Annotated in this window: 27 protein-coding genes; 19 read left to right on the forward strand and 8 right to left on the reverse strand. The window is 65.4% G+C overall.

All coding sequences use genetic code 11. The features are described 5' to 3' along the window. Position 1 precedes the first annotated feature (1 nt). From FHW64_RS23525 to FHW64_RS23560, 8 genes are all read left to right on the forward strand, one after another. A complete protein-coding gene (locus FHW64_RS23525; protein ID WP_184530650.1) occupies positions 2–1,561 on the forward strand; it encodes a 3,4-dehydroadipyl-CoA semialdehyde dehydrogenase in 1,560 nt (519 codons plus the stop codon). Between the two features lie 37 nt (positions 1,562–1,598). Then, positions 1,599–3,146 carry a benzoate-CoA ligase family protein gene (locus tag FHW64_RS23530; protein WP_184530651.1) on the forward strand — a complete coding sequence of 516 codons (1,548 nt, stop codon included), beginning with the start codon at positions 1,599–1,601 and terminating at the stop codon, positions 3,144–3,146. After that, positions 3,143–3,973, forward strand: coding sequence for an alpha/beta fold hydrolase (locus tag FHW64_RS23535; RefSeq protein ID WP_184530652.1), 831 nt, complete (start codon positions 3,143–3,145; stop codon positions 3,971–3,973). The genes FHW64_RS23530 and FHW64_RS23535 overlap by 4 nt, the downstream gene beginning before the upstream one ends. Positions 3,974–4,069: 96 nt before the next feature. Next, complete coding sequence (locus tag FHW64_RS23540; RefSeq protein ID WP_184530653.1) at positions 4,070–5,236, forward strand: ABC transporter substrate-binding protein; 1,167 nt, start codon at positions 4,070–4,072, stop codon at positions 5,234–5,236. Positions 5,237–5,375: 139 nt separating this feature from the next. Continuing rightward, positions 5,376–6,248 carry a branched-chain amino acid ABC transporter permease gene (locus FHW64_RS23545; RefSeq protein ID WP_184530654.1) on the forward strand — a complete coding sequence of 291 codons (873 nt, stop codon included), beginning with the start codon at positions 5,376–5,378 and terminating at the stop codon, positions 6,246–6,248. Between the two features lie 2 nt (positions 6,249–6,250). Beyond that, the gene (locus tag FHW64_RS23550) at positions 6,251–7,201 is read left to right on the forward strand and encodes a branched-chain amino acid ABC transporter permease (RefSeq protein ID WP_184530655.1); all 951 of its coding nucleotides are present in this window, start codon (positions 6,251–6,253) and stop codon (positions 7,199–7,201) included. Beyond that, on the forward strand, positions 7,198–7,944 hold the full coding sequence (locus FHW64_RS23555) for an ABC transporter ATP-binding protein (RefSeq protein WP_184530656.1): 747 nt from the start codon (positions 7,198–7,200) through the stop codon (positions 7,942–7,944). The genes FHW64_RS23550 and FHW64_RS23555 overlap by 4 nt, the downstream gene beginning before the upstream one ends. Position 7,945: 1 nt before the next feature. Then, the gene (locus tag FHW64_RS23560; RefSeq protein ID WP_184530657.1) at positions 7,946–8,647 is read left to right on the forward strand and encodes an ABC transporter ATP-binding protein; all 702 of its coding nucleotides are present in this window, start codon (positions 7,946–7,948) and stop codon (positions 8,645–8,647) included. A 13-nt stretch (positions 8,648–8,660) separates the two neighbouring features. On the opposite strand, the gene FHW64_RS23565 is transcribed toward FHW64_RS23560, so the two are convergent. Genes FHW64_RS23565 through FHW64_RS23575 form a run of 3 tightly spaced genes read right to left on the reverse strand, consistent with a single transcriptional unit; the run spans position 8,661 to position 10,953 of the window. After that, positions 8,661–8,984 (reverse strand): hypothetical protein, encoded by a 324-nt coding sequence (locus tag FHW64_RS23565; protein ID WP_184530658.1) that lies wholly within the window; start codon positions 8,982–8,984, stop codon positions 8,661–8,663. An 11-nt stretch (positions 8,985–8,995) separates the two neighbouring features. Then, entirely contained in the window at positions 8,996–10,528 is a 1,533-nt protein-coding gene (locus tag FHW64_RS23570; RefSeq protein ID WP_184531094.1) for a tripartite tricarboxylate transporter permease, read from the reverse strand. 5 nt (positions 10,529–10,533) lie between these two features. Further along, a complete protein-coding gene (locus FHW64_RS23575) occupies positions 10,534–10,953 on the reverse strand; it encodes a tripartite tricarboxylate transporter TctB family protein (protein ID WP_409350639.1) in 420 nt (139 codons plus the stop codon). Between the two features lie 291 nt (positions 10,954–11,244). Between FHW64_RS23575 and FHW64_RS23580 the strand changes: the two genes are divergently transcribed. Then, a complete protein-coding gene (locus tag FHW64_RS23580; RefSeq protein ID WP_260306305.1) occupies positions 11,245–13,056 on the forward strand; it encodes a hypothetical protein in 1,812 nt (603 codons plus the stop codon). 4 nt (positions 13,057–13,060) lie between these two features. On the opposite strand, the gene FHW64_RS23585 is transcribed toward FHW64_RS23580, so the two are convergent. Together FHW64_RS23585 and FHW64_RS23590 are read right to left on the reverse strand one after the other, a co-directional pair. Next, a complete protein-coding gene (locus FHW64_RS23585; protein ID WP_184530659.1) occupies positions 13,061–13,285 on the reverse strand; it encodes a hypothetical protein in 225 nt (74 codons plus the stop codon). 108 nt (positions 13,286–13,393) lie between these two features. Then, positions 13,394–13,828: a hypothetical protein gene (locus tag FHW64_RS23590; RefSeq protein WP_184530660.1), complete on the reverse strand. Its 435-nt coding sequence runs from the start codon at positions 13,826–13,828 to the stop codon at positions 13,394–13,396. A 151-nt stretch (positions 13,829–13,979) separates the two neighbouring features. Between FHW64_RS23590 and FHW64_RS23595 the strand changes: the two genes are divergently transcribed. Genes FHW64_RS23595 through FHW64_RS23605 form a run of 3 tightly spaced genes read left to right on the forward strand, consistent with a single transcriptional unit; the run spans position 13,980 to position 16,655 of the window. Further along, positions 13,980–14,909, forward strand: coding sequence for a DUF6502 family protein (locus FHW64_RS23595; protein ID WP_221210471.1), 930 nt, complete (start codon positions 13,980–13,982; stop codon positions 14,907–14,909). Continuing rightward, a complete protein-coding gene (locus tag FHW64_RS23600) occupies positions 14,906–16,258 on the forward strand; it encodes a DUF5666 domain-containing protein (RefSeq protein ID WP_184530661.1) in 1,353 nt (450 codons plus the stop codon). The genes FHW64_RS23595 and FHW64_RS23600 overlap by 4 nt, the downstream gene beginning before the upstream one ends. Before the next feature lie 28 nt (positions 16,259–16,286). After that, positions 16,287–16,655 (forward strand): SseB family protein, encoded by a 369-nt coding sequence (locus tag FHW64_RS23605; RefSeq protein WP_184530662.1) that lies wholly within the window; start codon positions 16,287–16,289, stop codon positions 16,653–16,655. Between the two features lie 2 nt (positions 16,656–16,657). Here the strand turns inward: FHW64_RS23605 and FHW64_RS23610 are convergent, their stop codons facing one another. Continuing rightward, entirely contained in the window at positions 16,658–17,380 is a 723-nt protein-coding gene (locus tag FHW64_RS23610) for a Crp/Fnr family transcriptional regulator (protein WP_184530663.1), read from the reverse strand. Between the two features lie 105 nt (positions 17,381–17,485). On the opposite strand from FHW64_RS23610, the gene FHW64_RS23615 reads away from it, so the two are divergent. The 4 genes from FHW64_RS23615 (at position 17,486) to FHW64_RS23630 (ending at position 21,731) form a co-directional block, all read left to right on the forward strand. Further along, positions 17,486–18,406, forward strand: coding sequence for a 3-keto-5-aminohexanoate cleavage protein (locus FHW64_RS23615; RefSeq protein ID WP_184530664.1), 921 nt, complete (start codon positions 17,486–17,488; stop codon positions 18,404–18,406). 16 nt (positions 18,407–18,422) lie between these two features. Next, positions 18,423–19,373 (forward strand): 3-hydroxyacyl-CoA dehydrogenase NAD-binding domain-containing protein, encoded by a 951-nt coding sequence (locus tag FHW64_RS23620; protein WP_184530665.1) that lies wholly within the window; start codon positions 18,423–18,425, stop codon positions 19,371–19,373. A 36-nt stretch (positions 19,374–19,409) separates the two neighbouring features. Continuing rightward, positions 19,410–21,221 (forward strand): feruloyl-CoA synthase, encoded by a 1,812-nt coding sequence (locus FHW64_RS23625; RefSeq protein WP_184530666.1) that lies wholly within the window; start codon positions 19,410–19,412, stop codon positions 21,219–21,221. Positions 21,222–21,290: 69 nt separating this feature from the next. After that, complete coding sequence (locus FHW64_RS23630; RefSeq protein WP_184530667.1) at positions 21,291–21,731, forward strand: surface-adhesin E family protein; 441 nt, start codon at positions 21,291–21,293, stop codon at positions 21,729–21,731. 16 nt (positions 21,732–21,747) lie between these two features. On the opposite strand, the gene FHW64_RS23635 is transcribed toward FHW64_RS23630, so the two are convergent. Continuing rightward, entirely contained in the window at positions 21,748–22,302 is a 555-nt protein-coding gene (locus tag FHW64_RS23635; RefSeq protein ID WP_184530668.1) for a DUF4136 domain-containing protein, read from the reverse strand. A gap of 133 nt (positions 22,303–22,435) precedes the next feature. Here FHW64_RS23635 and FHW64_RS23640 point away from each other — a divergent pair, with 133 nt between their 5' ends. The 3 genes from FHW64_RS23640 (at position 22,436) to FHW64_RS23650 (ending at position 25,715) form a co-directional block, all read left to right on the forward strand. Then, on the forward strand, positions 22,436–22,894 hold the full coding sequence (locus FHW64_RS23640; protein ID WP_184530669.1) for an FHA domain-containing protein: 459 nt from the start codon (positions 22,436–22,438) through the stop codon (positions 22,892–22,894). A gap of 263 nt (positions 22,895–23,157) precedes the next feature. Next, the gene (locus FHW64_RS23645) at positions 23,158–23,880 is read left to right on the forward strand and encodes an OmpW family protein (RefSeq protein ID WP_184531098.1); all 723 of its coding nucleotides are present in this window, start codon (positions 23,158–23,160) and stop codon (positions 23,878–23,880) included. 149 nt (positions 23,881–24,029) lie between these two features. Next, positions 24,030–25,715 carry a methyl-accepting chemotaxis protein gene (locus FHW64_RS23650; protein WP_184530670.1) on the forward strand — a complete coding sequence of 562 codons (1,686 nt, stop codon included), beginning with the start codon at positions 24,030–24,032 and terminating at the stop codon, positions 25,713–25,715. A 4-nt stretch (positions 25,716–25,719) separates the two neighbouring features. Here the strand turns inward: FHW64_RS23650 and FHW64_RS23655 are convergent, their stop codons facing one another. Continuing rightward, positions 25,720–26,112 (reverse strand): hypothetical protein, encoded by a 393-nt coding sequence (locus FHW64_RS23655; RefSeq protein WP_184530671.1) that lies wholly within the window; start codon positions 26,110–26,112, stop codon positions 25,720–25,722. Positions 26,113–26,189: the final 77 nt, after the last annotated feature.

A 26,189-nucleotide genomic window follows, 5' to 3' on the forward strand; every position in this document is an offset into this window, starting at 1 on the left:
GATGACCGAGCTTCTTTCCAACTACGTCGCCGGCCGCTGGCAGGCCGGCACGGGCGCCGGAACGCCGCTGTTCGATCCGGTGCTCGGCACCGAGCTGGTTCGTGTCGACGCGACCGGGCTGGATCTGCCCGAAGCCTTCCGCTTTGCACGTGAAACCGGCGGCGCCGCACTGCGTGCGCTGACCTATCGCCAGCGCGCGGGCCTGCTCGCCTCCATCGTGAAGGTGCTGCAGGCCAATCGCGACAGCTATTACGAAATCGCCACCGCGAACTCCGGCACGGTGAAGAACGATTCAGCGGTCGACATCGACGGCGCGATCTTCACCATCGGCCAGTACGCGAAATGGGGCGATGCACTCGGCGACGTGCGCGCGCTGCGCGATGGCGATGCGGTGAAGCTCGGCAAGGAGCCGGTCTTCCAGTCGCAGCATCTGCAGGTGCCGACGCGCGGCTTGGCCCTGTTCATCAATGCCTTCAACTTCCCGTCGTGGGGACTGTGGGAGAAGGCCGCGCCTGCCCTGCTCTCCGGCGTGCCGGTGATCGTGAAGCCCGCGACTGCCACCGCGTGGCTCACGCAGCGCATGGTGCGCGATGTGGTCGAGGCTGGCGTGCTGCCAGCGGGCGCGCTGTCGGTGATCTGCGGCAGCTCGGCCGGGCTGATGGACCAGCTCGAAACTTTCGACGTGGTGTCGTTCACCGGCTCGGCCGACACCGGTGCGGTGATCCGATCGCACCCCGCCGTCGCTCAGCGCTCGGTGCGCGTGAACATCGAGGCGGACAGCCTGAACTCCGCGCTGCTGCTGCCGGATGCCGCGCCGGGGTCGGATGCTTTCAATCTTCTCGTTCGCGAGGTCGTGCGCGAGATGACGGTCAAGTCGGGCCAGAAGTGCACCGCGATCCGTCGCATCCTCGTGCCTGCGGCTTCGTATGACGCGGTCGCGGAAGCGATCGGCGCAAAGCTCGCTGGCGTCACGGTCGGCAACCCGCGCAACGAGACGGTGCGCATGGGCTCGCTGGTGAGTCGCGCACAACTGAATGCGGTTCGCGAAGGGCTCGACGCACTCAAGACGCAGGCAAGCGTGCTGCATAACGGCAGTGCGAAGGCGCTGGTCGAAGCCGATCCCGCCGTTGCCGCCTGCATCGGCCCCGTGCTGCTCGGCGCGCGCGATGCGGATGCCGCGCAGCGCGTGCACGACATCGAGGTGTTCGGCCCGGTCGCGACGCTGCTGCCCTATCGCGATCTCGATCACGCCATTGCACTGGCGCATCGTGGCCAAGGCTCGCTCGTGACCTCGCTCTATGGCGCGGACGAAGCGGCGCTGGGTCAGGCATCCGTTCAGCTCGCAGCAAGCCATGGCCGCGTGCACGTCATCACGCCCGATGTCGCGCAGGCCCACACCGGCCACGGCAACGTCATGCCGATGTCGCTGCACGGCGGCCCCGGCCGCGCGGGTGGCGGCGCGGAACTCGGCGGCCTTCGCGCGCTGGACTTCTATCACCGCCGCAGCGCGGTGCAGGCCAGCCCCGCGGTGCTCGCGCAGCTCGGCCTGCCACAGACATAGCGCCCACGCGGCCCGAAAGAATCCAAGGAGACACACGATGAGCCTGCCTGACACCTTCAATTTCGCCGAGCACCTGTTCGCACTCAATCGCGGGCGGGCGCAGAAGACGGCCTATGTCGACGACCGTGGCGCGCTCGGCTACGGCCAGCTCGAAGACCGCGCGCGTCGCCTCGCCGCCGCACTGCTTGCCGACGGCGTGCAGCGCGGAGATCGCGTGCTGCTGCTGATGCTCGACAGCAGCGATTGGCCGGTGTGCTTTCTCGGCGGCCTCTATGCGGGTGTGGTGCCGGTCGCGGTGAACACGCTGCTCACGCCGGACGACTACGCCTACATGCTCGAACACAGCGGCGCGACTGCGGCGATGGTGTCCGGCGCATTGCTGCCGGCGCTGCAGGAAGCGATGGCGAAAGGCACGAACCAGGTTCGCAAGCTGTTCGTCTCGCAACCCACCGCCGCGCTGCCAGAGAACGCACGCAATCTCGATTCGGCGATCGCGGCGCAGCAGCCGCTTGCGTCGCCCGCTGGCACTTCGCCGAAGGACCACGCCTTCTGGCTCTATTCGTCGGGCTCCACCGGCAAGCCCAAGGGCACCGTGCATACGCATGCGAATCCGTGGTGGACCGCGGAGCTGTATGGCAAGCCAGTGCTGGGCCTCACGGAGAACGACGTCTGCTTCTCCGCGGCCAAGATGTACTTCGCGTACGGGCTCGGCAATGCGCTGACCTTCCCGCTCTCGGTGGGCGCGACAGTGCTCCTGATGGCCGAGCGGCCCACACCCGATGCGACCTTCAAGCGCTGGACCGGCGCGCACAAGCCCACGGTGTTCTTTGGTGCGCCGACCGGCTTCGCGGGCATGCTTGCATCGCCCCACCTGCCGGCGCGCGACGCGGTGGCGCTGCGCATGTGCTCCTCGGCCGGCGAGGCACTGCCAGGCGAGATCGCCCAGCGCTTCAAGCAGCACTTCGGCTGCGAGATCGTGGACGGCATCGGCTCGACCGAGATGCTGCACATCTTCATCTCCAACCGGCCCGGCGACATCCGCTACGGCACCACAGGCCGTCCGGTGGAAGGCTACGAGATCGAGCTGCGCGGCGAGGACGGCCAGCCCGTTCCCGTGGGCGAAGTCGGCGACCTCTATATCAAGGGGCCGAGCACCGCCATCATGTACTGGGGCAACCCGGAGAAGACTGCCGACACCTTCCGCGAAGGCTGGACCAAGAGCGGCGACAAGTACTCGCGCGATGCCGACGGCTACTACACCTACGCGGGCCGCAGCGACGACATGCTCAAGGTCAGCGGCATCTATGTCTCGCCCTTCGAGGTCGAGGCCACGCTGATGCAGCACCCTGCGGTGCTCGAAGCCGCGGTCATCGGCAAAGAGGACGCTGACGGCCTCACGAAGACCAAGGCCTTCGTGGTGTGCAAGGAAGGCCAGAGCGTCAGCGAAGACGAACTGAAGGCCTTCGTTAAGGAACGCCTCGCGCCCTACAAGTACCCGCGCTTCATCGAGTTCGTCGACGAGTTGCCAAAAACGGCGACGGGCAAGATCCAGCGCTTCCGCCTGCGCGAGCGGGAAAAGGCATGAGTGCCGAATCCCAATTCGCCGCCATCCAATGGCGGGGCCGGGACGTGCGCGTCGAATACGTGCACATCGCACCGGAACGGCGCGATGCACCGCTCGTCGTCTTCCTGCACGAAGGGCTCGGCTCGATCGCGATGTGGAAGGACTTCCCCGAAAAGCTCTGCGAGGCCGGCGGCTTTCGCGGACTGGTGTTCTCGCGTCCCGCCTACGGACGCTCGACGCCGCGCGAAGCGGACGAAGTGTGGGATGTCGACTTCATGCACCGCCAGGCGCATGAAGTGCTGCCCGCCTTCTTCGAAGCGCTGGGCATCGACGAGAAGCCCTGGCTCTTCGGGCACAGCGACGGCGGCTCGATCTCGCTGCTCTACGCCTCCCGCTTTCCGGATCGCGTGGCGGGCCTGGTGGTGCTCGCGCCGCACATCTTCGTGGAGGACGTGACGGTCGCGAACATCGAGCTGGCGCGCAAGGCCTATCTCGAGACCGACATGCCGAAGAAGCTCGGCCGCTATCACGACGATGTGGACTCGGCCTTCTGGGGCTGGAACCGCATCTGGCTGCACCCACCCTTCAAGCAATGGAACATCGAAGGCGAGCTCGGCACGATCCGTTGCCCGGTTCTTGCTATGCAAGGCATCGATGACGAATACGGGACCTTGCGCCAGATCCGCGACATCGCCAAGCATGTGCCGCAAACGCAGTTGCTGGAGATTCCTGACTGCGGGCATTCCCCGCATCGCGATCAGCCCGAAACGGCGATAGTTGCGACCGTTTCATTCGTGAGGAGCCATTCGGAAAATGTCAGGGAAAACTCTCATTTGAGAGCTAAATAATTTACTAGTAAAGTATTGACGCCTTCAGCAATCTGCAGGTGTCCCTGGATTTCGAACGGCCCCGGTCGCCAACTTTTATCAACGAAGGAGTCTTCCATGAGCACCCGCATCGCACGCACCACGCTGACGGCCCTGACGCTGGCCTGCATCGCCACGTTGGGCCACGCCCAGACGGGCAAGCTGAAGGTGGGCCTGATGCTTCCATTCAGCGGCACGTATGCAGCGCTCGGCGTCGCGATCGAGAACGGCTTCAAGCTGCAGGTCGAAGAAAAGGGCGGCAAGCTCGCCGGCCGCGAGATCGAGTACGTGAAGGTCGACGATGAATCCGATCCGGCCAAGGCCACGGACAACGTCAACAAGCTGATCAAGCGCGACAACGTCGACGTGATCATCGGCACCGTGCACTCCGGCGTCGCGATGGCCATGGCCAAGGCCGCCAAGGAAAGCGGCACCGTGCTGATCGTGCCCAATGCCGGCGCCGACGCAGTGACCGGCCCGATGTGCGCGCAGAACATCTTCCGCAGCTCGTTCTCGAACTGGCAGCCCGCGTATGCAATGGGCGAAGTCGCAGGCAAGCAAGGCAAGAAGAAGGCGATGACGATCACCTGGAAGTACGCGGCCGGCGACGAGTCGGTGGCAGGCTTCAAGGAAGGCTTCGAGAAGGCGGGCGGCAAGGTCGACAAGATGCTCACGGTGCCATTCCCGAACGTGGAGTTCCAGGCGCTGCTGACCGAGATCGCTGCGGCCAAGCCCGATGTGGTGTACGCCTTCTTCGCGGGCGGCGGCGCGGTCAAGTTCGTCAAGGACTATGCGGCTGCGGGTCTGAACAAGACGATCCCGCTCGTTGGCCCCGGCTTCCTGACCGACGGCACGCTCGAAGCGCAAGGCGACACGGCGCAAGGCATGCAGACGACGCTGCACTACGCGGATGGTCTGAACACGCCGCGCGACACAGCCTTCCGCACCGCCTATGCCAAGAGCTTCAAGCTGCAGCCTGATGTGTATGCCGTGCAAGGCTATGACGCGGCGCAGATCCTCAACATCGGCCTGACGGCGGTGAAGGGTGACATCTCGAAGAAGGCCGAGTTCGCAGCTGCGGTCGAGAAGGCCAAGATCGACAGCCCGCGCGGCACGTTCACGATGAACAAGGCACACAACCCGGTGCAGGACATCTACCTGCGCAAGGTTGAGGGCAACGAGAACAAGCTGGTCAACATCGCGGTGAAGAACCTCGCCGACCCGGCCCGCGGCTGTAAGTTGTAGCTCGCCCCCAGGCTGCGCGCACTTCGTGTCGCTTCGCCAACCCCCTACCGGGGGCAACACCAGCGGCCCGGCTAAGCCGGTTCCGCGGTGTTTCCCGGATGGGGCTCTTCTTTAAACCTTCCAATAAGAACCGCACACCGTGGACATCGGTACCTTTCTGGTTCAGTGCCTGAACTCCGTGCAGTACGGTCTGCTGCTGTTCCTGGTGGCGTCGGGGCTGACGCTGATCTTCGGGATCATGGGCGTGATCAATCTCGCGCACGGCAGCTTCTACATGATCGGCGCCTACATGGCGTTCGCGCTGGCGCCGCTGTTCGGTGACCAGTTCATCGTGATGCTGGTGGCGGGCGTGGTGCTCGCAGCGATCTTCGGCTATGTGCTGGAGTGGGCGTTCTTCAGCTATCTCTATCAGCGCGATCACTTGCAGCAGGTGTTGATGACTTACGGGCTGATCCTCGTGTTCGAGGAACTGCGCTCGCTGCTGGTGGGCAATGACGTGCACGGCGTGAAGGTGCCGGCTTGGCTCGATGGCAGCTTCGCGCTGGGCGATCTCATGAGCTATCCGTGGTATCGCCTCTTCGCTTCGGCGGCTTGCGTGGTGCTTGCTGTGGCGCTGTATTACGTGGTCAATCGCACGCGGCTGGGGATGATGATCCGCGCCGGTGCAAGCAATCGCGACATGGTGCGCGGCCTCGGCATCGACATCCGCCGGCTCTATCGCATCGTGTTCGCAGCCGGTGTCGCGCTTGCGGCGCTGGCCGGGATGATCGCGGCGCCGATGTCCTCGGTCTATCCGGGCATGGGCGCGAGCGTGCTGATCATCTGTTTCGTGGTGGTGGTGATCGGCGGCATCGGTTCGATCACCGGCGCGCTGGTGGCCTCGTTGCTGGTCGGCTTCGTCGACACCTTCGGCAAGGTGTTCTTTGCGGAGCTGAGCGGCATGGGCGTGTATGTGCTGATGGCGATCGTGCTCATCTGGCGTCCCGAAGGTTTGATGGGCAAGAGGCTCTGAGCATGCAACGCGCTTCGTTCTACATCCCCGTGGCTTGCGCATTGCTGCTGGCCCTGCTCGGCCCGACGCTGAGCCCCTATCTCTCCGACCTCGTGGTGAAGGTGATGATCCTTTCGATCTTCGCGCTGAGCCTCGAACTGCTGGTCGGCATGACCGGCCTCGTGAGCCTCGGCCATGCCGCGTTCTACGGCATCGGCGCGTATGCGACGGTGCTCGGCTCGGGCAAGGAAGGCGGCTCGATCGCGCTGCTGTTGCCACTCGCGATGGGTTGCGCTGCCGCCTACGCACTCGTCGTCGGCGCACTGAGCCTGCGCACGCGCGGCGTGTACTTCATCATGGTCACGCTGGCATTTGCGCAGATGGCGTTCTTCGTGTTCCACGACACCGCGCTTGGCGGCGGCAGCGATGGAATCTACATGTACATCCGCCCCACCCTCGGTGCGCTCGACCTGGAGAGCAGCCGCGTGCAGTTCTACTTCGTGCTGGCGTCGCTGGTGTTCACCTATGCGCTGCTGGCGCTCATTCGCCGCTCGCGCTTCGGCGCGGCGCTCGCGGGCATCCGCGTGAATGAACAGCGCATGCGCGCGGCGGGCTTCCCGGTGTATGGCTACAAGCTTGCGGCATTCGTGATCGCAGGCGCCCTGGCCGGGCTCGCGGGCTTCCTGCTGGCTTCGCGTGACGGCGTGGTCAACCCCGAGCTGCTCGCATGGCACAACTCGGGCGAGGTGCTGCTGATGATCATTCTTGGTGGCCTCGGCCATCTGCGCGGCGCGGTGATCGGCGCTGTGGCCTTCACGCTGCTGAAGGAACTGCTGTCGACGCATGCCATCGTCGGCCCGCTCGCGGACCACTGGCAGCTCACGCTGGGCCTCGCCATCATCGCCTTCGTGGCGCTGCTGCCCAAGGGCATCATCGGCATTGCGGCGCGTATCTCGCCAAGGGGTGCAGCATGACGACCTTGCTCGCAGTCGAATCGCTCACGCGCCGCTTCGGTGGGCTGGTCGCGGTCAATGCGGTCACGCTGGATCTTCGCCGCGGCGAAGTGCACGCGGTGATCGGCACCAACGGTGCTGGCAAGTCCACGTTGATCAACATGCTCTCGGGGGAGATCGGCGCGTCCGAAGGGCGCATCTCGCTCGATGGCGAAGACATCACCGATCGCGCGCAGTTCCGCCGTGCGCTCGCCGGCGTCGGCCGCAGCTACCAGCGCACCACGATCTTTCCCGAGTTCACGGTGCTGGAGAACTGCCGCCTCGCCGCGCAGGCTGCGACGCCGAAGCCGTGGGCCATCTGGCAATCGTCGAAGCGCTGCGAAGAGAGCAACACGTCCGCGCGCGAAGCACTCGCCGCTGCCGGACTCGACGCCGTGGCCGATCGCATCGCCGGCACGATGAGCCACGGTGCCAAGCGCCAGCTCGAAGTCGCGATGTGCCTCGCGACCAAGCCACGCGTGCTGCTGCTCGACGAGCCGCTCGCCGGCATGGGGGCCGAAGAAACCGAACGCATGCTGGCACTGCTCGAGCGGCTCAAGCAGTCGCACGCGATCCTGCTCGTGGAACACGACATGGATGCGGTCTTCCGCATCGCCGACCGCATCACGGTGATGGTGAACGGCACGGTGATCGCCACCGGCGACCCGGCCTCGATCCGCCAGAACCCCGAAGTGCGGATTGCCTATCTCGGGGAGGACCACTGACATGCTGAAAGTCCAGGGCCTCAACACCTACTACGGCGACAGCCACATCCTGCGCGGCGCCGACGTCGACATCCCCACTGCCACCTCGGTCGGCCTGCTCGGCCGCAACGGCATGGGCAAGACCACGCTGATCCGCTCGGTGATGGGCTATGTGCGTCCCGCGTCCGGGCAGGTGCTGCTCGACGGCCAGAACGTCACCGGCTGGACGCCCGAGAAGATGGCGCGTCGCGGTATCGGCTACGTGCCTGAGGGGCGCGGCATCTTTCCGAACCTGTCGGTGCGCGAGAACCTCGTGATGAGTGCACGTGCCGGCATCGACGGACGGCGCGACTGGACCTTCGATCGCGTGATGGCGACCTTCCCTCGCCTCACGGAGCGGCTCTCGCACGGCGGCCAGCAGCTGTCGGGGGGCGAGCAGCAGATGCTCTCGATCGGCCGCGCGTTGATGACGAACCCGCGCCTGATGATCCTCGACGAAGCCACCGAAGGCCTCGCCCCGCTGATCGTCGCGGAGATCTGGCGGGTGATCAGCGACATCCGCGCCACGGGCATCGCCACGCTGATCGTGGACCGCGACTGGCGCAAGGTGCTCGCGCACACCGACCAGGCGGTCGTGATGGAGAAAGGCCGCATCGTGCGGCAAGGCGCGTCGGCCGATCTGCTGGCCTCGCCCCAGGTGCTCGAGGAAGTGCTCGGCGTCTGACGCGCGTGGCGCGTCAGCGCGTCGAGCCGCGCTTCACGTCCGTCGCGCCCGCAAGCGTGCTCATCACACGGGGGCGCGGCAGATCCATGCGCAGATGCGCGAGCATGGCGTCCAGCTCCGCATCGGAATGGCCGTCGCCGCGGCCTTCAAGGTCCCACTCCCAGATGGCCTGGATGTCGGGGACGAACATGTTGTCGAAGACTTCAGCGGCAACCCATGCCACATTGGTCCGCTCAAGGCCGAAACGATTTGCAAGTCGCCGAAGGGCCGCCGACAGCGGCCCTTTGATCAGCTCTTCCCTGGCAACGCGGCGAACCTCGTCGCTGACTTCAAACATGACGCCTTCGCTTATTCCTGCGGTTCCAGTGCGTGGGTGGTCTCCGGCACGACGCCTCCCTTGCCCTTCTTGCGCTGCTGGAGAACGAACGCAGTCACCTGCCAGACGATGAACACGGAAATCAATGCCATGAGCGTGCCGCTGATCGGACGCTGCACGAACACGTTGAAGCTGCCACGGCTCAGGAGCATCGCGCGGCGGAAGTTCTCTTCGAGCATCGGGCCGAGGATGAAGCCCAGCATCAGCGGTGCAGCATCGAGCTCGAGACGCATGAAGAGGTAGCCCATCAGGCCGAAGGCGGCGGTGATGAAGACGTCTTCCAGGTTGTTGTTCACGCTGTACGTACCGATGCAGCAGAAGAACAAGATGCAGGGGAACAGAACGTTGTACGGGATCTTGAAGACCGACAGCCAGTAGCGGACCAGCGGCACGTTCAGCACCAGCAGGAAGACGTTACCGACCCACATACTCGCCACCAGGCCCCAGAAAAGTTCGGGGTGGCTTGCGATCATGTTCGGGCCCGGCTGGATGCCCTTGATGATGAAGGCGGCCAGCATCAGCGCCATCACTGCGTTCTCGGGAATACCGATGGACATCAGCGGGATGAAGCTGGTGCGTGCAGCAGCTTCGTCGGCTGCAGCCTGACCGGCCACGCCTTCGATACAGCCGGTGCCGATCTCGTCCTTGTACTTGCTGACCTTCTTGTCGATCGCATAGGCAGCGAACTGCGCGATGGTCGGGCCGCCGCCGGGCAGGATGCCCAGGAAGGAGCCGATGGCGCTGCCGCGCAGGGCGCTCGGCCAGATGCGCTTGAACTCATCCCACGTCGGGATCAGGTTGATCTTGCCGTTGAAGGGCGAGCGCTCTTCGCGCGCATCGAGGTTCTTCGTGATTTCGGCGATACCGAAGCAGCCGAGCGCGATGCTCACGACGCCCACGCCGTCCACGAGGAATGGCAGGTCCATGGTGAAGCGTTGCGCGCCGCTGTTCACGTCGGTGCCGATACAGCCGAGCAGCACGCCGATCATGCACATCGCCAGGCCGTTGAGCAGGCTGCCGGTGGTCACGAAGCTCACGCAGACGAAGCCCACGAGCATCATCGCGACGTAGTCGGCCGGGCCGAAGAGGAAGGCCACCTCGCCCAGCACTGGTGCCAGGAAGGTGAGCACGATGATCGCGACCGTGCCGCCGATGAAGCTCGAGAAGCCCGCGGTGAATAGCGCCACCCCGGTCTTGCCCTTGAGCGTCATCTGGTAGCCGTCGATACAGGCCACGATACTGCTCGCGTGCGGGATCTTCATGGTGATCGCGCTCACGCTGTCGCCATACTGCGCCCCGTAGTAAATGCCGGCCAGCATGATGAGTGCGCCGGTGGTCGGGATCGAGTACGTGAGCGGCAGCAGCAGACTGATGGTCGCCAGTGGCCCGAGGCCCGGCAGCAGGCCGACCAGCGTGCCGACGGTGCACCCGATGGCGCAGTACATCAGGTTGTGGAGCGTGAGGGCGTGCGAGAAACCGAACGCCAGGTTGTTGAGTGCTTCCATCATGATCAGAACAGCGGCAGGTTCAGGCCGAGCAGGTATTGAAGGGCCAGAGCCATCGCGATCAGGCCGGCGGAGATCTTGACGTTGCGCCACCACGAGTAGGACGTGCCGGCCAAGGTCGAGCAGAACACCAGGAAGACGATGCCCGCGATCATGTTCACGAACATCGACACCACCGCGAAGCCGCCGAGGCTCGCCATGATGATCACGATGTTGCGGAAGTAGAGGGGCAGATGCACCTTCTCGACGAAGAAGGAGCGCACCACCGTCGCGATGCCAATCACCATCAGCATGCCGCTGACCATGGCGGGGAAGAAGCCGGGCCCCGCGTGACTGAGTTCTCCGATGGGGTAGCGAAGCGCGGTCAGACCGAAGGTCGCCGCGATCGCCATGAGGAACAAGCCTCTGACTAGATTTCTATTCATGTAAGCACGATCAGGTTGGGGTCATCGAATCCCGCGGCGGCAGCTGTGGCCGATGCGGAACTTGTCTCCATCCGGCGGGATTTCCGGATGCTTCGATGTTCTTGCCGCCTAACTGAGCGGAATCTGACGGCGCCCGTTCGTGAAACTACGTATCAGGCGATTGCGGCGACCCCCGGCGAGTGCCAAAATTTGCGCCCCTGATCCGAAGCAAGCATTGCCGATCACCCCTGCGCACTGCGTTGCGAGCGGCGCAACGGCGGCGAATCGGTCCTCGATCCGAGGAGGTATGCCATGCCGCTGCGTCGATCTCTCGCTCCGCGCGGCGATGCCATTGCGGCATCTGCCTGCATCTTCGCAGCCGTCAGCTTGCTGCTGCCTGACGGCGTCACCGCCGGCAAGCCGGGCGACGGTTTTGATCCACTGCTGTTGTCGCCAGACAACATCTGCGGGCCGGGCGCAACAGGACAGCCTGCATTGCTGAAAGCGCTGGTGCGCGTCGCATCGACGCAGACCGCGAACGCGCCACCAGATCAACCGGCATCGGCCGAGGTGCCGCTCTACAAGGATCTCGGCTCGCTGGCGTTCAAGGTCAGCACGAAGAGTCCCAAGGCGCAGGCCTATTTCAACCAGGGGCTGCGGCTGGCCTTCGGCTTCAACCATGCGGAGGCGCAGCGCGCCTTCCAGGCTGCGCAGAAACTCGATCCGCAGTGCGCGATGTGTTTCTGGGGCGAAGCGCTGGTGCTCGGCACCAACATCAACGTGCCGATGATGCCGGACGCCAACGCGCCCGCGATGGCGGCGTTGACCAAGGCGGTTGCGCTCAAGGGCAATGCGAGTGCGAAGGAACAGGCGCTGATCGGCGCGCTCGAAAAGCGCTACACGAACAACCCACCGGCGAATCGCGCACCGCTCGATGCCGCCTACGCGGATGCGATGAAGAAGGTCGCGGAAAGCTTCCCGGCCGACGACACCATCCAGGTCCTCTACGCCGAGGCCGCGATGGACACGCAGCCCTGGGACTACTGGGAAGCCGGCGGTGCGACGTCGAAGGGCCGTGGCGCAGACATCGTCAAGACGCTGGAGACGGTCCTCAAGCGCAATCCGACCCACGCCGGCGCGATTCATCTCTACATCCACGCGATGGAGGCATCGACTCAACCTGAGAAGGCGCTGTCCTATGCCAACCGCCTCGCGGCGTTGATGCCAGGCGCGGGCCATATCGTGCACATGCCGGCGCACATCTACTATCGAGTGGGCATGTATCGCGATTCGATGACGCTCAACCAGAAGGCAGCGAAGGTCGACGAGGGTTACTTCAAGACATCGGCCTCGGATCCGATCTACAAGACCGCCTACTACCCGCACAACGTGCATTTCGTGCTGGTGTCGGCCGAGAAGGGCGGCGACGGCAAGACAGCCGTCGAGTCGGCATCGAAGCTCGACGCATCAGTGCCGATGGAGCTGGTGAAGATGTTCCCCATCCTGCAGCCGATCAAGTCCGCGCCTTACGCGGCGCATGCGCGCTTCAGCGATCCGGACACCATCCTCAAGCTGCCGGCGCCTGCCGAGGATGCGGCGGTCGTGCAGACGATGTATCACTACGCGCGCGCCGTCGCCTATGCGAACAAGAAGGACAAGGCCAACGCGCAGAAGGAGATCGACGCGATCGAGAAGATCGAAGGCACCGCCGACTACAAGACCTTCGAAGCGTGGCAACTGCCCGCGCGCGAAATCATCCGAACCGCGGGCCTCGTCGCCGCCGGGCGGCTGGCCGATGCGAACGGCGATCTCGATGCCGCGGCGAAGTTCTACTCCGATGCGATCGCGATCGAAGACACCCTCCCCTACACCGAACCGCCCTACTGGTACTACCCGGTTCGGCAGTCGCTCGGCTCAGTGAAGCTGCGGCAGGGCAAGCTCGACGAAGCGCAGCAGGCCTTCAGGGATTCGCTTGTGAAAGTGCGCAACAACGGCTGGGCACTCGCGGGGCTGGTCGAGGTGGAGCGCAAGCGGGGCGATGCCAATGCCGAGAAGGCAGCGCGCAAGGCGTATGAGCGCGCATGGTTCGGGCCGCGCGGCGGACCGGACCTTGCGGCGCTTTGACGTCCTAGCCGCGCGTGTCGACAACGTCCGTGTCGTTCGGCAAGGTCCAGGACTCGCCCGGGAGGATGAGCTTCGAGTCGAACGGGTCCTTTGTGACCTGCCTGCCCGGGTTCTCCGCCCTTGCGGCCGCCAATGCGTTTTCGGTGCCCCTGAAGTTGTAGATCCCGTTCCTGTACTTGTAGTGGACGAGGAGCGACAACGTGGGTGAAGCTGTGAAAGTCTGGTTCATGGTGATGCTCCTTGGCTGATCGCTGACGCGCGCGAATACGTGACGCGAACGGTAGACCCCAGGAGCTGGCGACGCATCCCTCCTGCTTGGGATGCGTCATTGCGCGCGTCATCTGACGGGAATGAAAGCCGTAATCAATACGAGCGAACTCATCACCACCCATACCGCCGCGAGATCCCACGCCAGGGTGCGGTTGCCTGTCCGTTCGCGCCGATGCCTGAGCACCATCGGCGCGCGCGCATTGGCGCAGGAGTAGTACGCCGGGAGCTTGTGCTCGCAGCCCTTGCAATAGCGCGCGCCCGCACGGTTGAGCGTCTTGCACTCCTCACAGATTTCGCCTCCGTCATCCTTGGCTGTCGATCGCATGAGATCGAGGAATCCTGCGAACGCGACGGGTGCCGATGACGATGCAAGGTCGGCCGGCTCGTTCGCCCATGCGCTTTGCAGCGGCGCAGCCCGACCGAATTCAACGAAGGCATGGTGCGCGATGAACAGCGGATGCCCGCGTGTACGACCAGAGATGACAGCATGGATAGAAGGCATAGGACTTTCCTCGCTTTCGTCGATGTGAAAAAATCACATCTCGAGAGTGTGTTCTCCAATGAGCGTCGAAGCAATCCTGTCGGACGGGAACTGAACTTCGTGTACGCGTCGCCAAGGCAGGAGAACGACTCGCCGCAACATGGTGGGCTGCATGACGAAGGAAGCCGTGAGAGCGACCGGTGCCTCAAGAGGCCGAGCAAGGGCTCTGCCTTCCGCGAAGCTCGTGCAGCTCGCGGAGGGCCAGCTCGACTGGGTGCTCGCGGCCTGCTCGCGCGTGATGCGCCCGCTCGTGCGCCTTGCGGTGCGCATGGGCGTCAAGCATGCGCAGCTCGACGAGCTCTTGCGCAGCCTGCTTGTCGAGGAGGCGCAGCGCACCTGGCGCGAGAAGGGCACTGAAGCGAACCTCAGCCAGATCTCGCTCACGACGGGTCTCAATCGCAAGGTCGTGACTTCGATCGTGCGCGAGACCATGGAGCACCTTCCCTATTCCGAGATGTCCGCGCCCGCGAAGACCGTGACGCTGTGGCTGCGCATGTGCACCGACGATCCTTCACGGCGGAGGTTGCCGATCAACGCGGTCGCGCGCGGCCCTTCGTTCGAAGCGGTCGCGCGCAAGGCCAGCCGCGGCAACGTGCACCATCGCGCGGTGCTCGACGAGCTGGTGCGACTCGGCATGGTGACCGAGAGCGAGGACGGTTTCGCTGAACTCGATGCCGACGGCTTCGTGCCCGCGCAGGACATGCGCAGCATGCTGGCCTTTCTCGGCGACAACGCGCGCGACCACCTGCTCGCGGCGGTGTCGAACACCCTCGGTGGGCAGCCGGCATTCCTCGAGCGCTCCGTGTTCGCCAAGGGCATCGCGCTGGACGATTGCGAGCGCATCCACCAGTTCGCGCGCACGCGATGGAATGCCTTGCATCACGAACTCACGCAACAGCTGACCGATGCTTTCACCGAAGCGCCGAAGTCTGCGTCGGCGCGGATGCGAATCGGCATCTATGCCTACTTCGAACAAGGTCCCGCGCCGGCTTCCGAAGCTGCTGCGGATGCATCTGCTCCGCCCAAGGAAAGACGACCATGACGAAGACTTGTTTGCGCGATATCTGCCTGGCGCTGGTAGTGGCGGTGGTGGTTTCCTGCGGCGGTGGCGGTGGTGGGGGCGGCGTCATGCCGATCGCCGCCGGAGGCGCTGCAGGAGCACCAGGAGCGGCGCCCGCCAATACGTCAGCGCAGCAGTCGCTGCTGGACAGGACGGTCTCCCCCGCAGGCGGCGGCAGCGGGCCGGGTGATACGGGCTCCGCCAACGGTAGCGGTGGCACATCGGTGGCAGGTGGCGACGACGGCTCCGGCGTCGGCTCGGGTGGCACAGGGGTCAGCACGGCAGACGCGACCGGCATCGGCTCGGTGGACGGCGCCGGCAGCATTCTGGTCAATGGCGTCCGCTACAACACCGACGGCGCGGTGGTGGCGCTCGACGATGTCCCGGGCCTGCAGCTCGGCATGACTGCGAAGGTGATCGGGCCGTTCGACAACGACCTCACGATGGGCAGTGCGAAACGGGTCGAATCGTCCATCGACCTGCGCGGACCGGTGACTTCGGTCAATGCGCAGCAGGCCAGCTTCACGATCCTCGGCACCACGGTCACGACGGACGCCGCGACCGTATGGGCCGACTCGAACGGCATCACCGATGTGACAACCGGCGCAACGCTGCAGGTGTGGGGCCTTCCCTCCACGCCGGGCAGCCTGCGCGCAACGCGCGTGGAAGTGCATGCGAGCGGCACGCCGATCCTGAGCGGCGCGGTGCAGAACCTCGACACCGCGATGCGGCGCTTCAGCATCGGCGGCTACGTGATCGACTACAGCCAGGCCGCCGTGACGGGCGGCAACGGCGGGACATTCGCCAACGGCGTGCTCGTGCGCGTGCGGGCGAACACGATCGGCGCGAACCTGCTCGTCGCGAGCGCCGTGCAATGGTGGTATCCGGCCCCGATCGCCAATGGCACGCAGTTGCAGCTGGCCGGCGTGGTGACCGACTTCGCGGGGCTCAATTCACTGCGCGTGCTGGGCGTACGTGTGGATGCGTCCGCGGCAAAGGTGTCCGGCGGCCCCGCAAACTCGGTGGGCAACGGCGTCGGGGTGATCGTGGGCGGCGTACTCTCGAACGGGGTGTTGCAGGCGAGCACCCTCAAGATCCGGCTCGTGCCGGGCACCGGCGGGCAGCCGTCGTTCAGCCTGACCGGGCAGATATCGACCTTCAACTCGATCGCCGATTTCCGCATCAAGGGACAGCCGATCGACGCCAGCGGACCGGGCGTGAGCTTCGTCAACGGCACCGCCGCGAACCTCGGCGCGCAGGTGCGGGTGATGGTCGAAGGCAGCCGCGTTGCCGAAGGCGTGCTCATCGCCGATCGCGTCACCTTCCAATGAGGTCACGATCCATCGCAGGAGCACCAGGATGGACCTCAACAACTCGCTGGAACTGGTGCTGTCGCACGCGCGGTGCGGCTCGCTGACGATGGAAGACCTGCTCCGGGAATTCGCCGATTCGGAGCTGATCGTGGCCAGCCGGACGAAGATGGTCGAACACGGTTCGCCATTCCGACCGCTGCTGCTCTCCAGGGAGCAGAACATGATGATGGCCTGCTTCACCGACAAGTGCCGCATCGGCGACTTCGCTTCCGTCGCACCGCACGCCATCGTGATGAAGGGCCGCGACGTGCTGCGGGCGCTCCCGCTGGGGATGGGGCTGGTGATCAACCCCGGGACGACGCTGGACCTGGAGCTCTTTCCCGAGGGCACGTGCCCCGCATACGTCTGCCTCTGACGCTAGATGCGATCGCCGAACCGGCGTAGGCCTTCGACGTCGATCACGGTGATGCCGCCGTACTCGATGCGCAGCAGTCCCGCATCGCTCAACCGCTTGAGCGCCGCGTTGCAGCGCTGCCGCGACAGACCCGACAACGCAGCGATCTCCTCCTGCGACGTCTCCAGGTGCTTCTGCCCGAGCGGATGCAGCCACGGATGAAACAGCCCCGCCAGCGCGCGCGCCACCTGGCTGTCGGCGTCGAGCAGGCGATGCGCCGCGTAGTTGCCCATGAACCAGTGCAACCGCTCGTTGATCTGCGCAAGCAGAAAGTGGTTGAAGCTCATCTGCGTCCGGTTCAGCCACTCGAAGGTGTCCTGCGGCATCACGGCCACGCGGCTGTCGCGCAGCGCGATGATGTCCGCAGAGCGAGGCACGGCGCGAAGCAACGTGCCCTCGCCGAACCAGCTGCCGACCGTGAGCCCCCCGAAGGTCACGGAGCGGCCATCGTCCGAGGTGACGGACCACTTGAGCAATCCTTCGAGCGTGCCGTACCAGTGCAGCGGCACCTCGCCGCGCCGGCACAGTGCGGCGCCGGCCGCGACGGGCTCCTCGCGCATCTCGTCGAGCACGCGCGCCTGCGACTCGCCGTCGAGCTGCGGAAACCAGCCGGAGAGCGCCAGCAGGCGCGGGATGGTCAGGGAAAGGCTGGCCGCTTGTCTCTCGGCTGCGGACTTGTTGCGCATGGGGGCTCCTGCGCCTCGTTATCCCTGATCCGAAATGTCATCGCGATGACTGTCAGGGCGAAGGCGGCCAAAAATAATACCGCGCTGTCCCACAGGAGATAGCCCATGTCCAAGCGCAAAGTGATCGTGACCATCGCCCCGACCGGCGGCATGGCGCACAAGTCCCAGAACCCCCACCTGCCGACGCAGCCCGCAGAGATCGCTGAAGACGTGATCCGCTGCTGGAAAGCCGGCGCGAGCGTTGCCGCGATCCACGCGCGTCGTCCCGACGACGGTGCGACCTGCGATGCCGCGGTCTACCGCGAGATCAACACGCGCATCCGCGATGCAGGCTGCGACATCGTGATCAACAACTCGACCGGCGGCGGCGTGCATGGCGACATGGTGAAGCCGCTTCAAGGCAACCGCTGGGAGATCGCGTGGGAGGAGCGCATCAAGGGCATGGACGCGGGCGCGGAAATGTGCACGCTGGATGCGACCACGCTCAACCTCTCCTTCGAAGGCCGCGAGATCCTGATGGACACGCCGCTGAGCAAGGGCCGCGAACTGGCGGCGGGCATGAAGGCGCGCGGCATCAAGCCCGAGTGGGAAGTGTTCAGCCCCACGCACATCCTTCAGGACACGACGACGCTGATCAACGAAGGGCTGGACGAAGAGCCGTACTTCATCAACCTGGTGATGAACGTGCACCGCAACTTCCAGAACGCGATGCCCTTCTCGCCACGCCACCTGCAGATGATGGTGGACACGCTGCCCAAGGGCGCGATCTTCTGCGTGAGCGGCATCGGGCCTTCGCAGCTCGAAGCCAACATCAGCGCCCTGCTGCTGGGCGGCCATGCGCGCGTCGGGCTCGAAGACAACCTCTACTACCGCCACGGCGAGCTGGCGACGAACCTGCAACTGACGGAGCGCATCGTGCGGATCATCCGCGAGATGGACATGGAACCCGCGACGCCCGCCGAGGCCCGCGACATGATGGGCCTGCCGCGCGTCGGACTGCCGCGCCCCGAGTTCGCGCCGCGCTGAACGCAGGAGCGCCACCATGAACACTTCGACGAGTGATGTGAAACGCGTGGCGGTCGTCGCCACGGGCGTGATCGGGGCAAGCTGGGCCGCCTACTTCCTCGCGCGCGGGCTGGACGTGGATGCGACGGACCCATCCCCCGGTGCCGAAGAGCGGCTGCGCGCAGCGGTGGCGCAGCATTGGCCGACGCTCGAGCGCTTCGGCCTCGCCGAGGGCGCATCAACCGACCGCCTGCGTTTTCACGCGCAACTCGAAGACGCGGTCGCACAGACGGACTTCGTGCAGGAGAACGGCCCCGAGCGCATCGACATCAAGGCCGAGTTGTTCCGTCGCATGGATGCAGCCGCACGGCCGCATGTGATCCTGGCGTCCAGCTCATCGGGACTTGCGATCAGCGGCGTGCAGGCGCAGTGCAAGCACCCGGAGCGCGTGGTGCTCGGCCATCCGTTCAATCCGCCGCACCTGATCCCGCTCGTGGAAGTGGTGGGCGGCGAACGCACGTCGCCGGATGCCATTGCGCGGACGATGGCCTTCTACACCGCGATCGGCAAGCGGCCGATCCACGTCAAGCGCGAGGTGAAAGGACACATCGCGAACCGGCTGCAGGCTGCGCTGTGGCGCGAAGCCTTCCACCTGGTGGACCAGGGTGTGGCCTCGGTGGCCGACATCGACACCGCGATCGCTCACGGCCCGGGCTTGCGCTGGGCGGTGATGGGGCCCTTCATGAACCTGCATCTCTCGGGCGGCGCGGGTGGCATCGCGCATGTGCTCGACCATCTCGGCGGGCCGATCGAAGACTGGTGGCATGACCTCGGAGCGCCTTCGATGACGGCGGATCTCAAGCAGAGAGTGACCGCGGGCGTCGCCGACGAACTCGGCCCGCGACGCACTGCAGACCTCGAAGCCGCACGCGACACCCTGCTGATGAACCTGATTCGCGACAAGGCCTCCACCGGCACACTCGAATAACAAGCGAAGCGGCATCGACCGCCGAGGAGACAAGACATGACCACCCCCGCCTTCTTCGAAGACGAAAGCCAGATCGCACCGCCGCGCACGGTTCGCATCGACCTGGACGATGGCTCGTTCATCCTGCGTTCGCCCGTAGCGCTGAGGCCGTACGCGCGATGCATCGGCGACTGGCTGGAACGCTGGGCGCGCGAGACGCCCGATGCGCTCGCTCTGGCCGAGCGTGATGAAAGTGGCGAAGGCTGGCGCAAGCTCAGCTATGGCGAGTTGCGCCGCGCCGTGGGATCCGTCGCGCAGGCACTGCTGCACCTGGGCGTGCCGAAGGACAAGCCGGTGGTGATCCTGTCGGACAACGCGATCGACCATGCGGTGCTGATGCTCGCGACGATGCACATCGGGCGCACCGCATGCTCGTTGTCGAGTGCCTATTCGCGCATGGCCAAGGACCCTTCGCGGCTCCACGGCATGCTGCGCGCGCTGGGGCCCTCGGTGATCTACGCATCCGACGCGAAGGTCTACGGCCCTTCGCTCGCGGGGAGCGGCGTCGATGCGATCACGGTCTTCAGCCGCAACGCCGATGCGCACACCGGTGCAATCCCTTTCGAACGGCTCCTGCAGACGGAAGAAACGCCATCGGTGATGCAGGCCTTCGATGCGATCCTGCCGGACGACCATGCCAAGTACCTGCTGACCTCCGGCTCCACCGGGAAGCCGAAGGTGGTGATCAACACGCACCGCATGCTGTGCGCGAACCAGCAGATGATGGCGCAGACCTGGCGCTTCCTCGACCAGGAGAAGCCGGTGCTGGTCGACTGGCTGCCATGGAGCCACACCTTCGGCGCGAACCACAACTTCAACATGGTGCTGAGCCATGGCGGCGCGCTCTACATCGATGAAGGGCGGCCCGCGCCCGGCCTGATCGAGAAGACGGTGCGCAATCTGCGTGAGGTGCGGCCGACCTTGCTGTTCAATGTGCCGCGCGGCTACGACATGCTGCTGCCCTTCCTGGAGGCCGACGAGGCGCTCGCAACTGAAGTGCTCTCTCGCCTGCGCCTGGTGTTCTACGCCGCGGCGGCGCTGGCGCCGTCGACATGGGAGCGGCTGGAGGCCGTGGCGCATCGGGCTCGGCCGACGCGGCCGCTGTGGCTCACGACCTCATGGGGCGCAACGGAGACGTCGCCCGCGATCACGACCGCGCACTGGCGGCTCGACGGTGCGGGCTGCATCGGCGCGCCGCTGCCTGGGCTCGAGCTCAAGCTGGTGCCCAACGGCGACAAGCTGGAGATGCGCGTGAAGGGCGTGTCGGTGTTCCCCGGCTACCGCAACGGGCCGCGCGAGACCTCCGAGGCATTCGACGAGGAGGGCTACTACCGCATCGGCGACGCGGGCTACCTGGTTCATACCGAGCTGCCCGAACGCGGCGTGATGTTCAACGGCCGCGTGGCGGAAGACTTCAAGCTGTCCAGCGGCACCTGGGTGTCGGTGGGCACGCTGCGTGTCGAACTGGTGTCGCGCCTCGCGCCGCTGGCGCAGGACATCGTGATCACCGGGCACGACCGCGCGGAGATCGGCATGCTGGTGTTCCCGAGCCCGCAGGCGGCATCCCGGCCGCGCGAGGAACTGCATGCCGCGCTGCAGCGCGTGATGCGCGACATGCGCGATGCAGGTGCGGGCTCGTCGCAGTGCCCGGTGCGCGCCATCGTGCTGGGCGCCCCGCCCGACATCGATGCGGGCGAGATCACAGACAAGGGCTACATCAACCAGCGCGCCGTGCTGATGCGTCGTGCCGACCAGGTGGCAAGGCTGCACGCCGATCAGGTTGATTCGGAAGTGATTCGCCTCGATTGACGCGCGGGCGGTCGCCCGGGGACCGCTGGCTAGAATCGCTCGCTTCTTCGGCCAGCAAAGGAATCGGACTTGAGACGGCGGCTCGTGTTGCTCAGCATCGTGGCTTGCAATGTGCAGGCACAGTCGCAGGTCCCGCCTCCAGCGCCGACGCAATGGTTCACCGTGACGGGCAATCCCGCGGATCCGTCGATGGACACGGTGCAGGTCGATCCCGTGGCCACCCAGGTCGAGGGCCAGTTCAAGACCATGAACGTGCGGGTCAGCCGCGCGAGGCAGCGTTTCAACTGGGAGAACGTGCCCTACCGCTCCTATGAGTCGAAGGTGGTCTTCGACTGCCGCGCGCGCAAGGCCGGCTATACGTTCGCGACCTTCTATCCGCAGCCGCTCTGGCAAGGCCCGCCGATCAAGAAGACCGACTACTCGGCCAACCCGCAGCCGATGCTGTTCCGCGACGTCGAACCCAACCCCACGGAGCGCATCATCCGCGCGGCCTGCCAGCCCGGCAGCTAGCCTGGGGCTGCGCGCTTCACCGCGTGCGCGCTGAACCGCCGCCAGGCGGGAAGCCGGCGAAAAGCTTGTCGAGCGCCGCCTGCACGCTCGCATTCACCCGCGACGGATCGTCCGGCAGCACCCCGCTCGCGCTGCCGCGCCAGATGGCGCGCTTGGTGCCGCCATCGAACATGTCGACCAGCAGCGCGCCCTTCTCGTAGTCGTCGGTGGACATGGTCACGTAGCCCGGCCAGTTGCTTCCGATGCCGAGCCAGTTGAGGTCGTGGCCGATGCCGCTGTAGAAGTTGTTGAAGTTCTGGCCCTTCACCCGGGTGACATGGGCGGAGACGCGGATCTCGCCGTTCTCGGGCACCCGTTTCCAGCCGCGGGCCTGCAGTCGCGAATCGATGCCGGAGATGATGACCTGCGGCACCAACGCGCCGCCGTCGTCGCCGGAGATCCAGCTGTAGGTGCGGTCGTTGCCGAAGCGCGCGTTCGGGTCGAAGTCGGTCTTGACGGTCGCAGTGCTGGCGCAAGCGGTGAGCACGAGGGCAAGGGCCAAGGCAAGGAATCTTCCGAGTCTTCCGATCATGTTCGCTCCTGTTGCGGCGCATGTTACAGGCGCGGATTGCGGAAAGTTGCCGCACTCCCCCATCGGGACGCTTCAAAACCGGCTGGACGCGCCGAAAAGCACTACACGTTCAACCACTTACAGCGAGAAGCACATGTCCAGACTCATCGTTCTGACGCGGCACGGCAGCGTGCGGCAAGTCAACCTCAAGGGGCCGATCACGACGATCGGCCGCGACCCCAACTGCGGCCTCCACATCGACAGCCTCGGCGTGAGCCGGCATCACGCGGCGATCCGCTGGATGGGTGACCGCTACGTCGTGCTCGACATGGCGAGCCGCAACGGCACCTTCGTGAACCAGTCGCGCATCCGAGAAAGCACGCTGCGCAACGGCGATGCGATCGGCGTCGGCGACTGCCAGATCCGCTTCCTCCAGACGATCAGCGCGCTGGCCGACGAGGACGCGCTGAAGCTGGTCACGGTGGCCGGCAATCCGGTCGAGATCGAAGCCGCGCGGCAGCGCAGCGACTGGGCAAGCTTCTTCCGGCAAGGCCGCATGGCACGTCAGGCCGAAGCCCGCCGCTACGCAGGTGTCGAGTGGCGCGCCGAATGACCGTGACCGTGGCAGGTTCGCCCAAAAAGAAGGCCCGCACGCAGCGGGCCGAATGATCTTTGGTAAGAAGATCCCTGGAGAACCAGCCTTGATATCGGCGGCTCGTCCGAAAATTTGAGTGACCGGGGCAAACCTTCACATCGAGAGTGGGTGCTTACAAAATGGCCTTGCCTTTGTTGTAGCCTATGTGACACGTGCGTCGAACCAATTAAACGCATACGTATCATATGGGGTTCCCCTTCCCCTCAACTCACTCTTACATGATGAAGACAAAACTGTTTGCGCTGGCCGCTGTTGCCGCTCTCGGTTCCGGCAGCGCCTTGGCGCAAAAGGCTGGTGACTGGCAAATCGGCGCCGGCTGGCTCCATTTCGCACCGCAGGATTCGAGCAAGCCCCTGACCTTCACCTCGCCGGTCGCGGCCGTGGTCCCGGGCTCCGGCGCGGACGCCGGCACCTCTGACACGCTGGGTCTCAGCGCCACCTACTTCTTCGACAGCCACTGGGCGGCCGAAGGCGTGATCGGCATTCCGCCGAAGTTCAAGCTCTACGGCACCGGCACGCTGGCGCCGATCGGGGAAATGGGCGAAGCGCGCCAGTGGAGCCCCACGATCCTGGCCAAGTACTACTTCAATGACGGCGAAGCCAAGCTGCGTCCCTTCGTGGGCCTCGGTGCGACCTACGTCTGGTACAGCGACGTGAAGCTCACCCCGACGCTCCAGGGCGCACTCGCGAGCCGCGTCGGCATTCCGGCGGCTGCGTCGTCGACCACGGCCAAGCTCGACAGCACCTTCGCGCCGGTGTTCAACGTGGGCGCGGCCTACCAGTTCGACCAGCACTGGGGCATGTCCTTCTCGGTGTCGTACATCCGCCTGAGCACCACGGCCAAGCTGACCACGACCGCCCTGGGCGTGCCGGTGGCAGCGAGCGAAGCGGGTCTCAAGCTCAACCCGATCGTTCCGTACCTTGCGGTGACGTACAAGTTCTAAGCCCCTGAGCTTCCAAGTCCCGGTTCCCGGGCCGGAGGGCGCGCAATGCGCTCTCCGTTTCTCTTCCCCTGCTCAAGTTCGGCGGATTCCAGCCGATATGCGAATGCGCAGCCTGCGCACTTCCCATCGCATCTTCCGGAATCACGACCATGTCCTTGAGCAACATATCGATCGGCCGGCGTCTCGCCCTCGTGCTTGGCGCCATTCTTGCCCTCTTCCTCGCCAGCAGCGTGTTCGCGGTGCTGAAGCTGCAGCGCCTGGGCGAAGAGATCGACCGCATGGTCAACGACAACGTGAAGACCGAGCGCGCGGGTTCCGACTGGCTGCGCCACACGACTTCGGGCGTGCAGCGCGCGGCGGCGATCGCCAAGAGCAGCGACCCGAGCCTGATCGCCTACTTCGCGCCGGCCACCGCGGCCTCGATCAAGGACACGAACGAGCTGCAGAAATTCATCGAAGGCCAGATGGTCAAGCCGGACGAGCGCGCCCTCTTCGAGAAGGTCGGCGAACTGCGGAAGGACTATCTCGCGGCGCGCGAAGAAGTCAGCAAGCTCAAGCTCGCAGGCGACCTCGAAGGTGCGAACCGCGTGTTCACCGCGCGCTTCGAGCCGACTTCCGTCAGCTACCTCGCCGGCGTGCAGAAGATGGTGGACCTGCAGCGCGCCGAACTCGACGCTGCCGCCGAGCGCGGACAGGCCCTGCGTGCGCAGACGAGCACGCTGCTGATGGTCTGCACCGCGCTTTCGTTGGCACTGGGCGGCGCGATGGCGTGGTTCCTCGCGCGCAGCATCACGCGTCCGCTGCGTCGTGCCGAATCGATGGCCCAGGCCATCGCCGACATGGACCTGACCGGCGCGCCGCAAACGAGCTATGCCGCCGATGAAACCGGCCGACTCCTGCAAGCGCTCGACCAGATGCGCACCGCGCTGCAGTCTTCGCTGCGCCAGGTTCAGGGTGTGGTCGTCAACGTATCGACGGCCAGCTCGCAGATTGCATCGGGCAACCAGGATTTGTCGTCGCGCACCGAAGAGCAGGCAAGCTCGCTCGAAGAGACCGCAGCGTCGATGGAAGAGCTCACCAGCACCGTGAAACAGAACGCGGACAACGCGCGCCAGGCCAACCAGCTTGCGGTGTCGGCTTCGGAAGTGGCGGTGCGCGGTGGCAGCGTGGTGAATCAGGTCGTGGACACCATGGGCTCGATCAATGCGTCCTCGCGCAAGATCGTGGACATCATCGGCGTGATCGACGGTATCGCGTTCCAGACCAACATCCTGGCGTTGAACGCGGCGGTCGAAGCCGCTCGTGCCGGTGAACAAGGCCGTGGCTTTGCAGTCGTGGCTTCTGAAGTGCGCAACCTCGCACAGCGCTCGGCAGCTGCAGCCAAGGAGATCAAGACCCTCATCGACGACTCGGTGGGCAAGGTCGAAGAAGGCAGCAAGCAGGTCGCCGAAGCGGGCCGCACGATGGACGAGATCGTCGACAGCGTAAAGCGGGTGACGGACATCATGGGCGAGATCACAGCGGCGAGCCAGGAGCAGACCTCGGGCATCGAGCAGATCAACCAGGCGATCACGCAGATGGACCAGGTGACGCAGCAGAACGCCGCGCTGGTCGAAGAAGCCGCAGCCGCTGCTGCATCGCTGCAGGAGCAGGCCGGCAGCCTTTCGCAAACGGTGAGTGTGTTCAAGCTGGACAGCCGGGGCCATCGCCCGATGGCCGTCGCACAGCGCGCGGTGCCGGCAAAGCCTGCGCCGGTGGTCAAGAAGGCCGCGGCACCGGCGCAGAAGGCCGCCCCCGCGGCCGTGGCAGCAGGCGGCGACTGGGAGTCGTTCTGACCCGCTAGAGCTCCGGACCGGCTGCCGGGTCCGCGTGCTGTTCGTTGAAGCGCTTTTCAGCGGCAGCCAGATGGGTCGTCAGGACGTGCGAGATCACGTTGATGCCAAGGCCCGCGAAGAGCGCGGGCAGCAGGTAGAGCGCCACCCGCACTTCCGAGACGAAGAAGACGTCGTCCGCGAGGGAAGGCGTCGCGCTCGCGAGGGTCGCCAGCCGCTGCAGGAAGAAGACATCGATCCCCGCGATCGCGACCAGCGTGAACCCGAGGACCAGCACCGTGAAACGCGAAATCGCACGCTTGGCGATCAGCACGCCGTAGATCGAGAACGGCAGTACGACGGACACGGCCACCATGATCCAGAAGCGCACTTCCGTGAAGACCGAATAGCTGACGTGCATGGCTGAACCTCGGGTGGCTGGAGCAGGTGGAAACCGAAGACGCGGAGCTTGTCATGGGCACCGCCCCGGGATTGTCT

Origin of the sequence: Variovorax sp. Sphag1AA (genome assembly GCF_014192575.1) — a bacterium.
In the GTDB taxonomy this organism is placed as follows: Bacteria; Pseudomonadota; Gammaproteobacteria; order Burkholderiales; family Burkholderiaceae_C; genus Variovorax.

Coding starts and splice junctions, on each gene's coding strand:
- FHW64_RS23525 (WP_184530650.1), top strand. CDS start 2: ATGACCGAGCTTCTTTCCAACTACGTCGCCGGCCGCTGGCAGGCCGGC.
- FHW64_RS23530 (WP_184530651.1), top strand. CDS start 1,599: ATGAGCCTGCCTGACACCTTCAATTTCGCCGAGCACCTGTTCGCACTC.
- FHW64_RS23535 (WP_184530652.1), top strand. CDS start 3,143: ATGAGTGCCGAATCCCAATTCGCCGCCATCCAATGGCGGGGCCGGGAC.
- FHW64_RS23540 (WP_184530653.1), top strand. CDS start 4,070: ATGAGCACCCGCATCGCACGCACCACGCTGACGGCCCTGACGCTGGCC.
- FHW64_RS23550 (WP_184530655.1), top strand. CDS start 6,251: ATGCAACGCGCTTCGTTCTACATCCCCGTGGCTTGCGCATTGCTGCTG.
- FHW64_RS23555 (WP_184530656.1), top strand. CDS start 7,198: ATGACGACCTTGCTCGCAGTCGAATCGCTCACGCGCCGCTTCGGTGGG.
- FHW64_RS23560 (WP_184530657.1), top strand. CDS start 7,946: ATGCTGAAAGTCCAGGGCCTCAACACCTACTACGGCGACAGCCACATC.
- FHW64_RS23565 (WP_184530658.1), bottom strand. CDS start 8,984: ATGTTTGAAGTCAGCGACGAGGTTCGCCGCGTTGCCAGGGAAGAGCTG.
- FHW64_RS23570 (WP_184531094.1), bottom strand. CDS start 10,528: ATGGAAGCACTCAACAACCTGGCGTTCGGTTTCTCGCACGCCCTCACG.
- FHW64_RS23575 (WP_409350639.1), bottom strand. CDS start 10,953: ATGAATAGAAATCTAGTCAGAGGCTTGTTCCTCATGGCGATCGCGGCG.
- FHW64_RS23580 (WP_260306305.1), top strand. CDS start 11,245: ATGCCGCTGCGTCGATCTCTCGCTCCGCGCGGCGATGCCATTGCGGCA.
- FHW64_RS23585 (WP_184530659.1), bottom strand. CDS start 13,285: ATGAACCAGACTTTCACAGCTTCACCCACGTTGTCGCTCCTCGTCCAC.
- FHW64_RS23590 (WP_184530660.1), bottom strand. CDS start 13,828: ATGCCTTCTATCCATGCTGTCATCTCTGGTCGTACACGCGGGCATCCG.
- FHW64_RS23595 (WP_221210471.1), top strand. CDS start 13,980: ATGACGAAGGAAGCCGTGAGAGCGACCGGTGCCTCAAGAGGCCGAGCA.
- FHW64_RS23600 (WP_184530661.1), top strand. CDS start 14,906: ATGACGAAGACTTGTTTGCGCGATATCTGCCTGGCGCTGGTAGTGGCG.
- FHW64_RS23605 (WP_184530662.1), top strand. CDS start 16,287: ATGGACCTCAACAACTCGCTGGAACTGGTGCTGTCGCACGCGCGGTGC.
- FHW64_RS23610 (WP_184530663.1), bottom strand. CDS start 17,380: ATGCGCAACAAGTCCGCAGCCGAGAGACAAGCGGCCAGCCTTTCCCTG.
- FHW64_RS23615 (WP_184530664.1), top strand. CDS start 17,486: ATGTCCAAGCGCAAAGTGATCGTGACCATCGCCCCGACCGGCGGCATG.
- FHW64_RS23620 (WP_184530665.1), top strand. CDS start 18,423: ATGAACACTTCGACGAGTGATGTGAAACGCGTGGCGGTCGTCGCCACG.
- FHW64_RS23625 (WP_184530666.1), top strand. CDS start 19,410: ATGACCACCCCCGCCTTCTTCGAAGACGAAAGCCAGATCGCACCGCCG.
- FHW64_RS23635 (WP_184530668.1), bottom strand. CDS start 22,302: ATGATCGGAAGACTCGGAAGATTCCTTGCCTTGGCCCTTGCCCTCGTG.
- FHW64_RS23640 (WP_184530669.1), top strand. CDS start 22,436: ATGTCCAGACTCATCGTTCTGACGCGGCACGGCAGCGTGCGGCAAGTC.
- FHW64_RS23645 (WP_184531098.1), top strand. CDS start 23,158: ATGAAGACAAAACTGTTTGCGCTGGCCGCTGTTGCCGCTCTCGGTTCC.
- FHW64_RS23650 (WP_184530670.1), top strand. CDS start 24,030: ATGTCCTTGAGCAACATATCGATCGGCCGGCGTCTCGCCCTCGTGCTT.
- FHW64_RS23655 (WP_184530671.1), bottom strand. CDS start 26,112: ATGCACGTCAGCTATTCGGTCTTCACGGAAGTGCGCTTCTGGATCATG.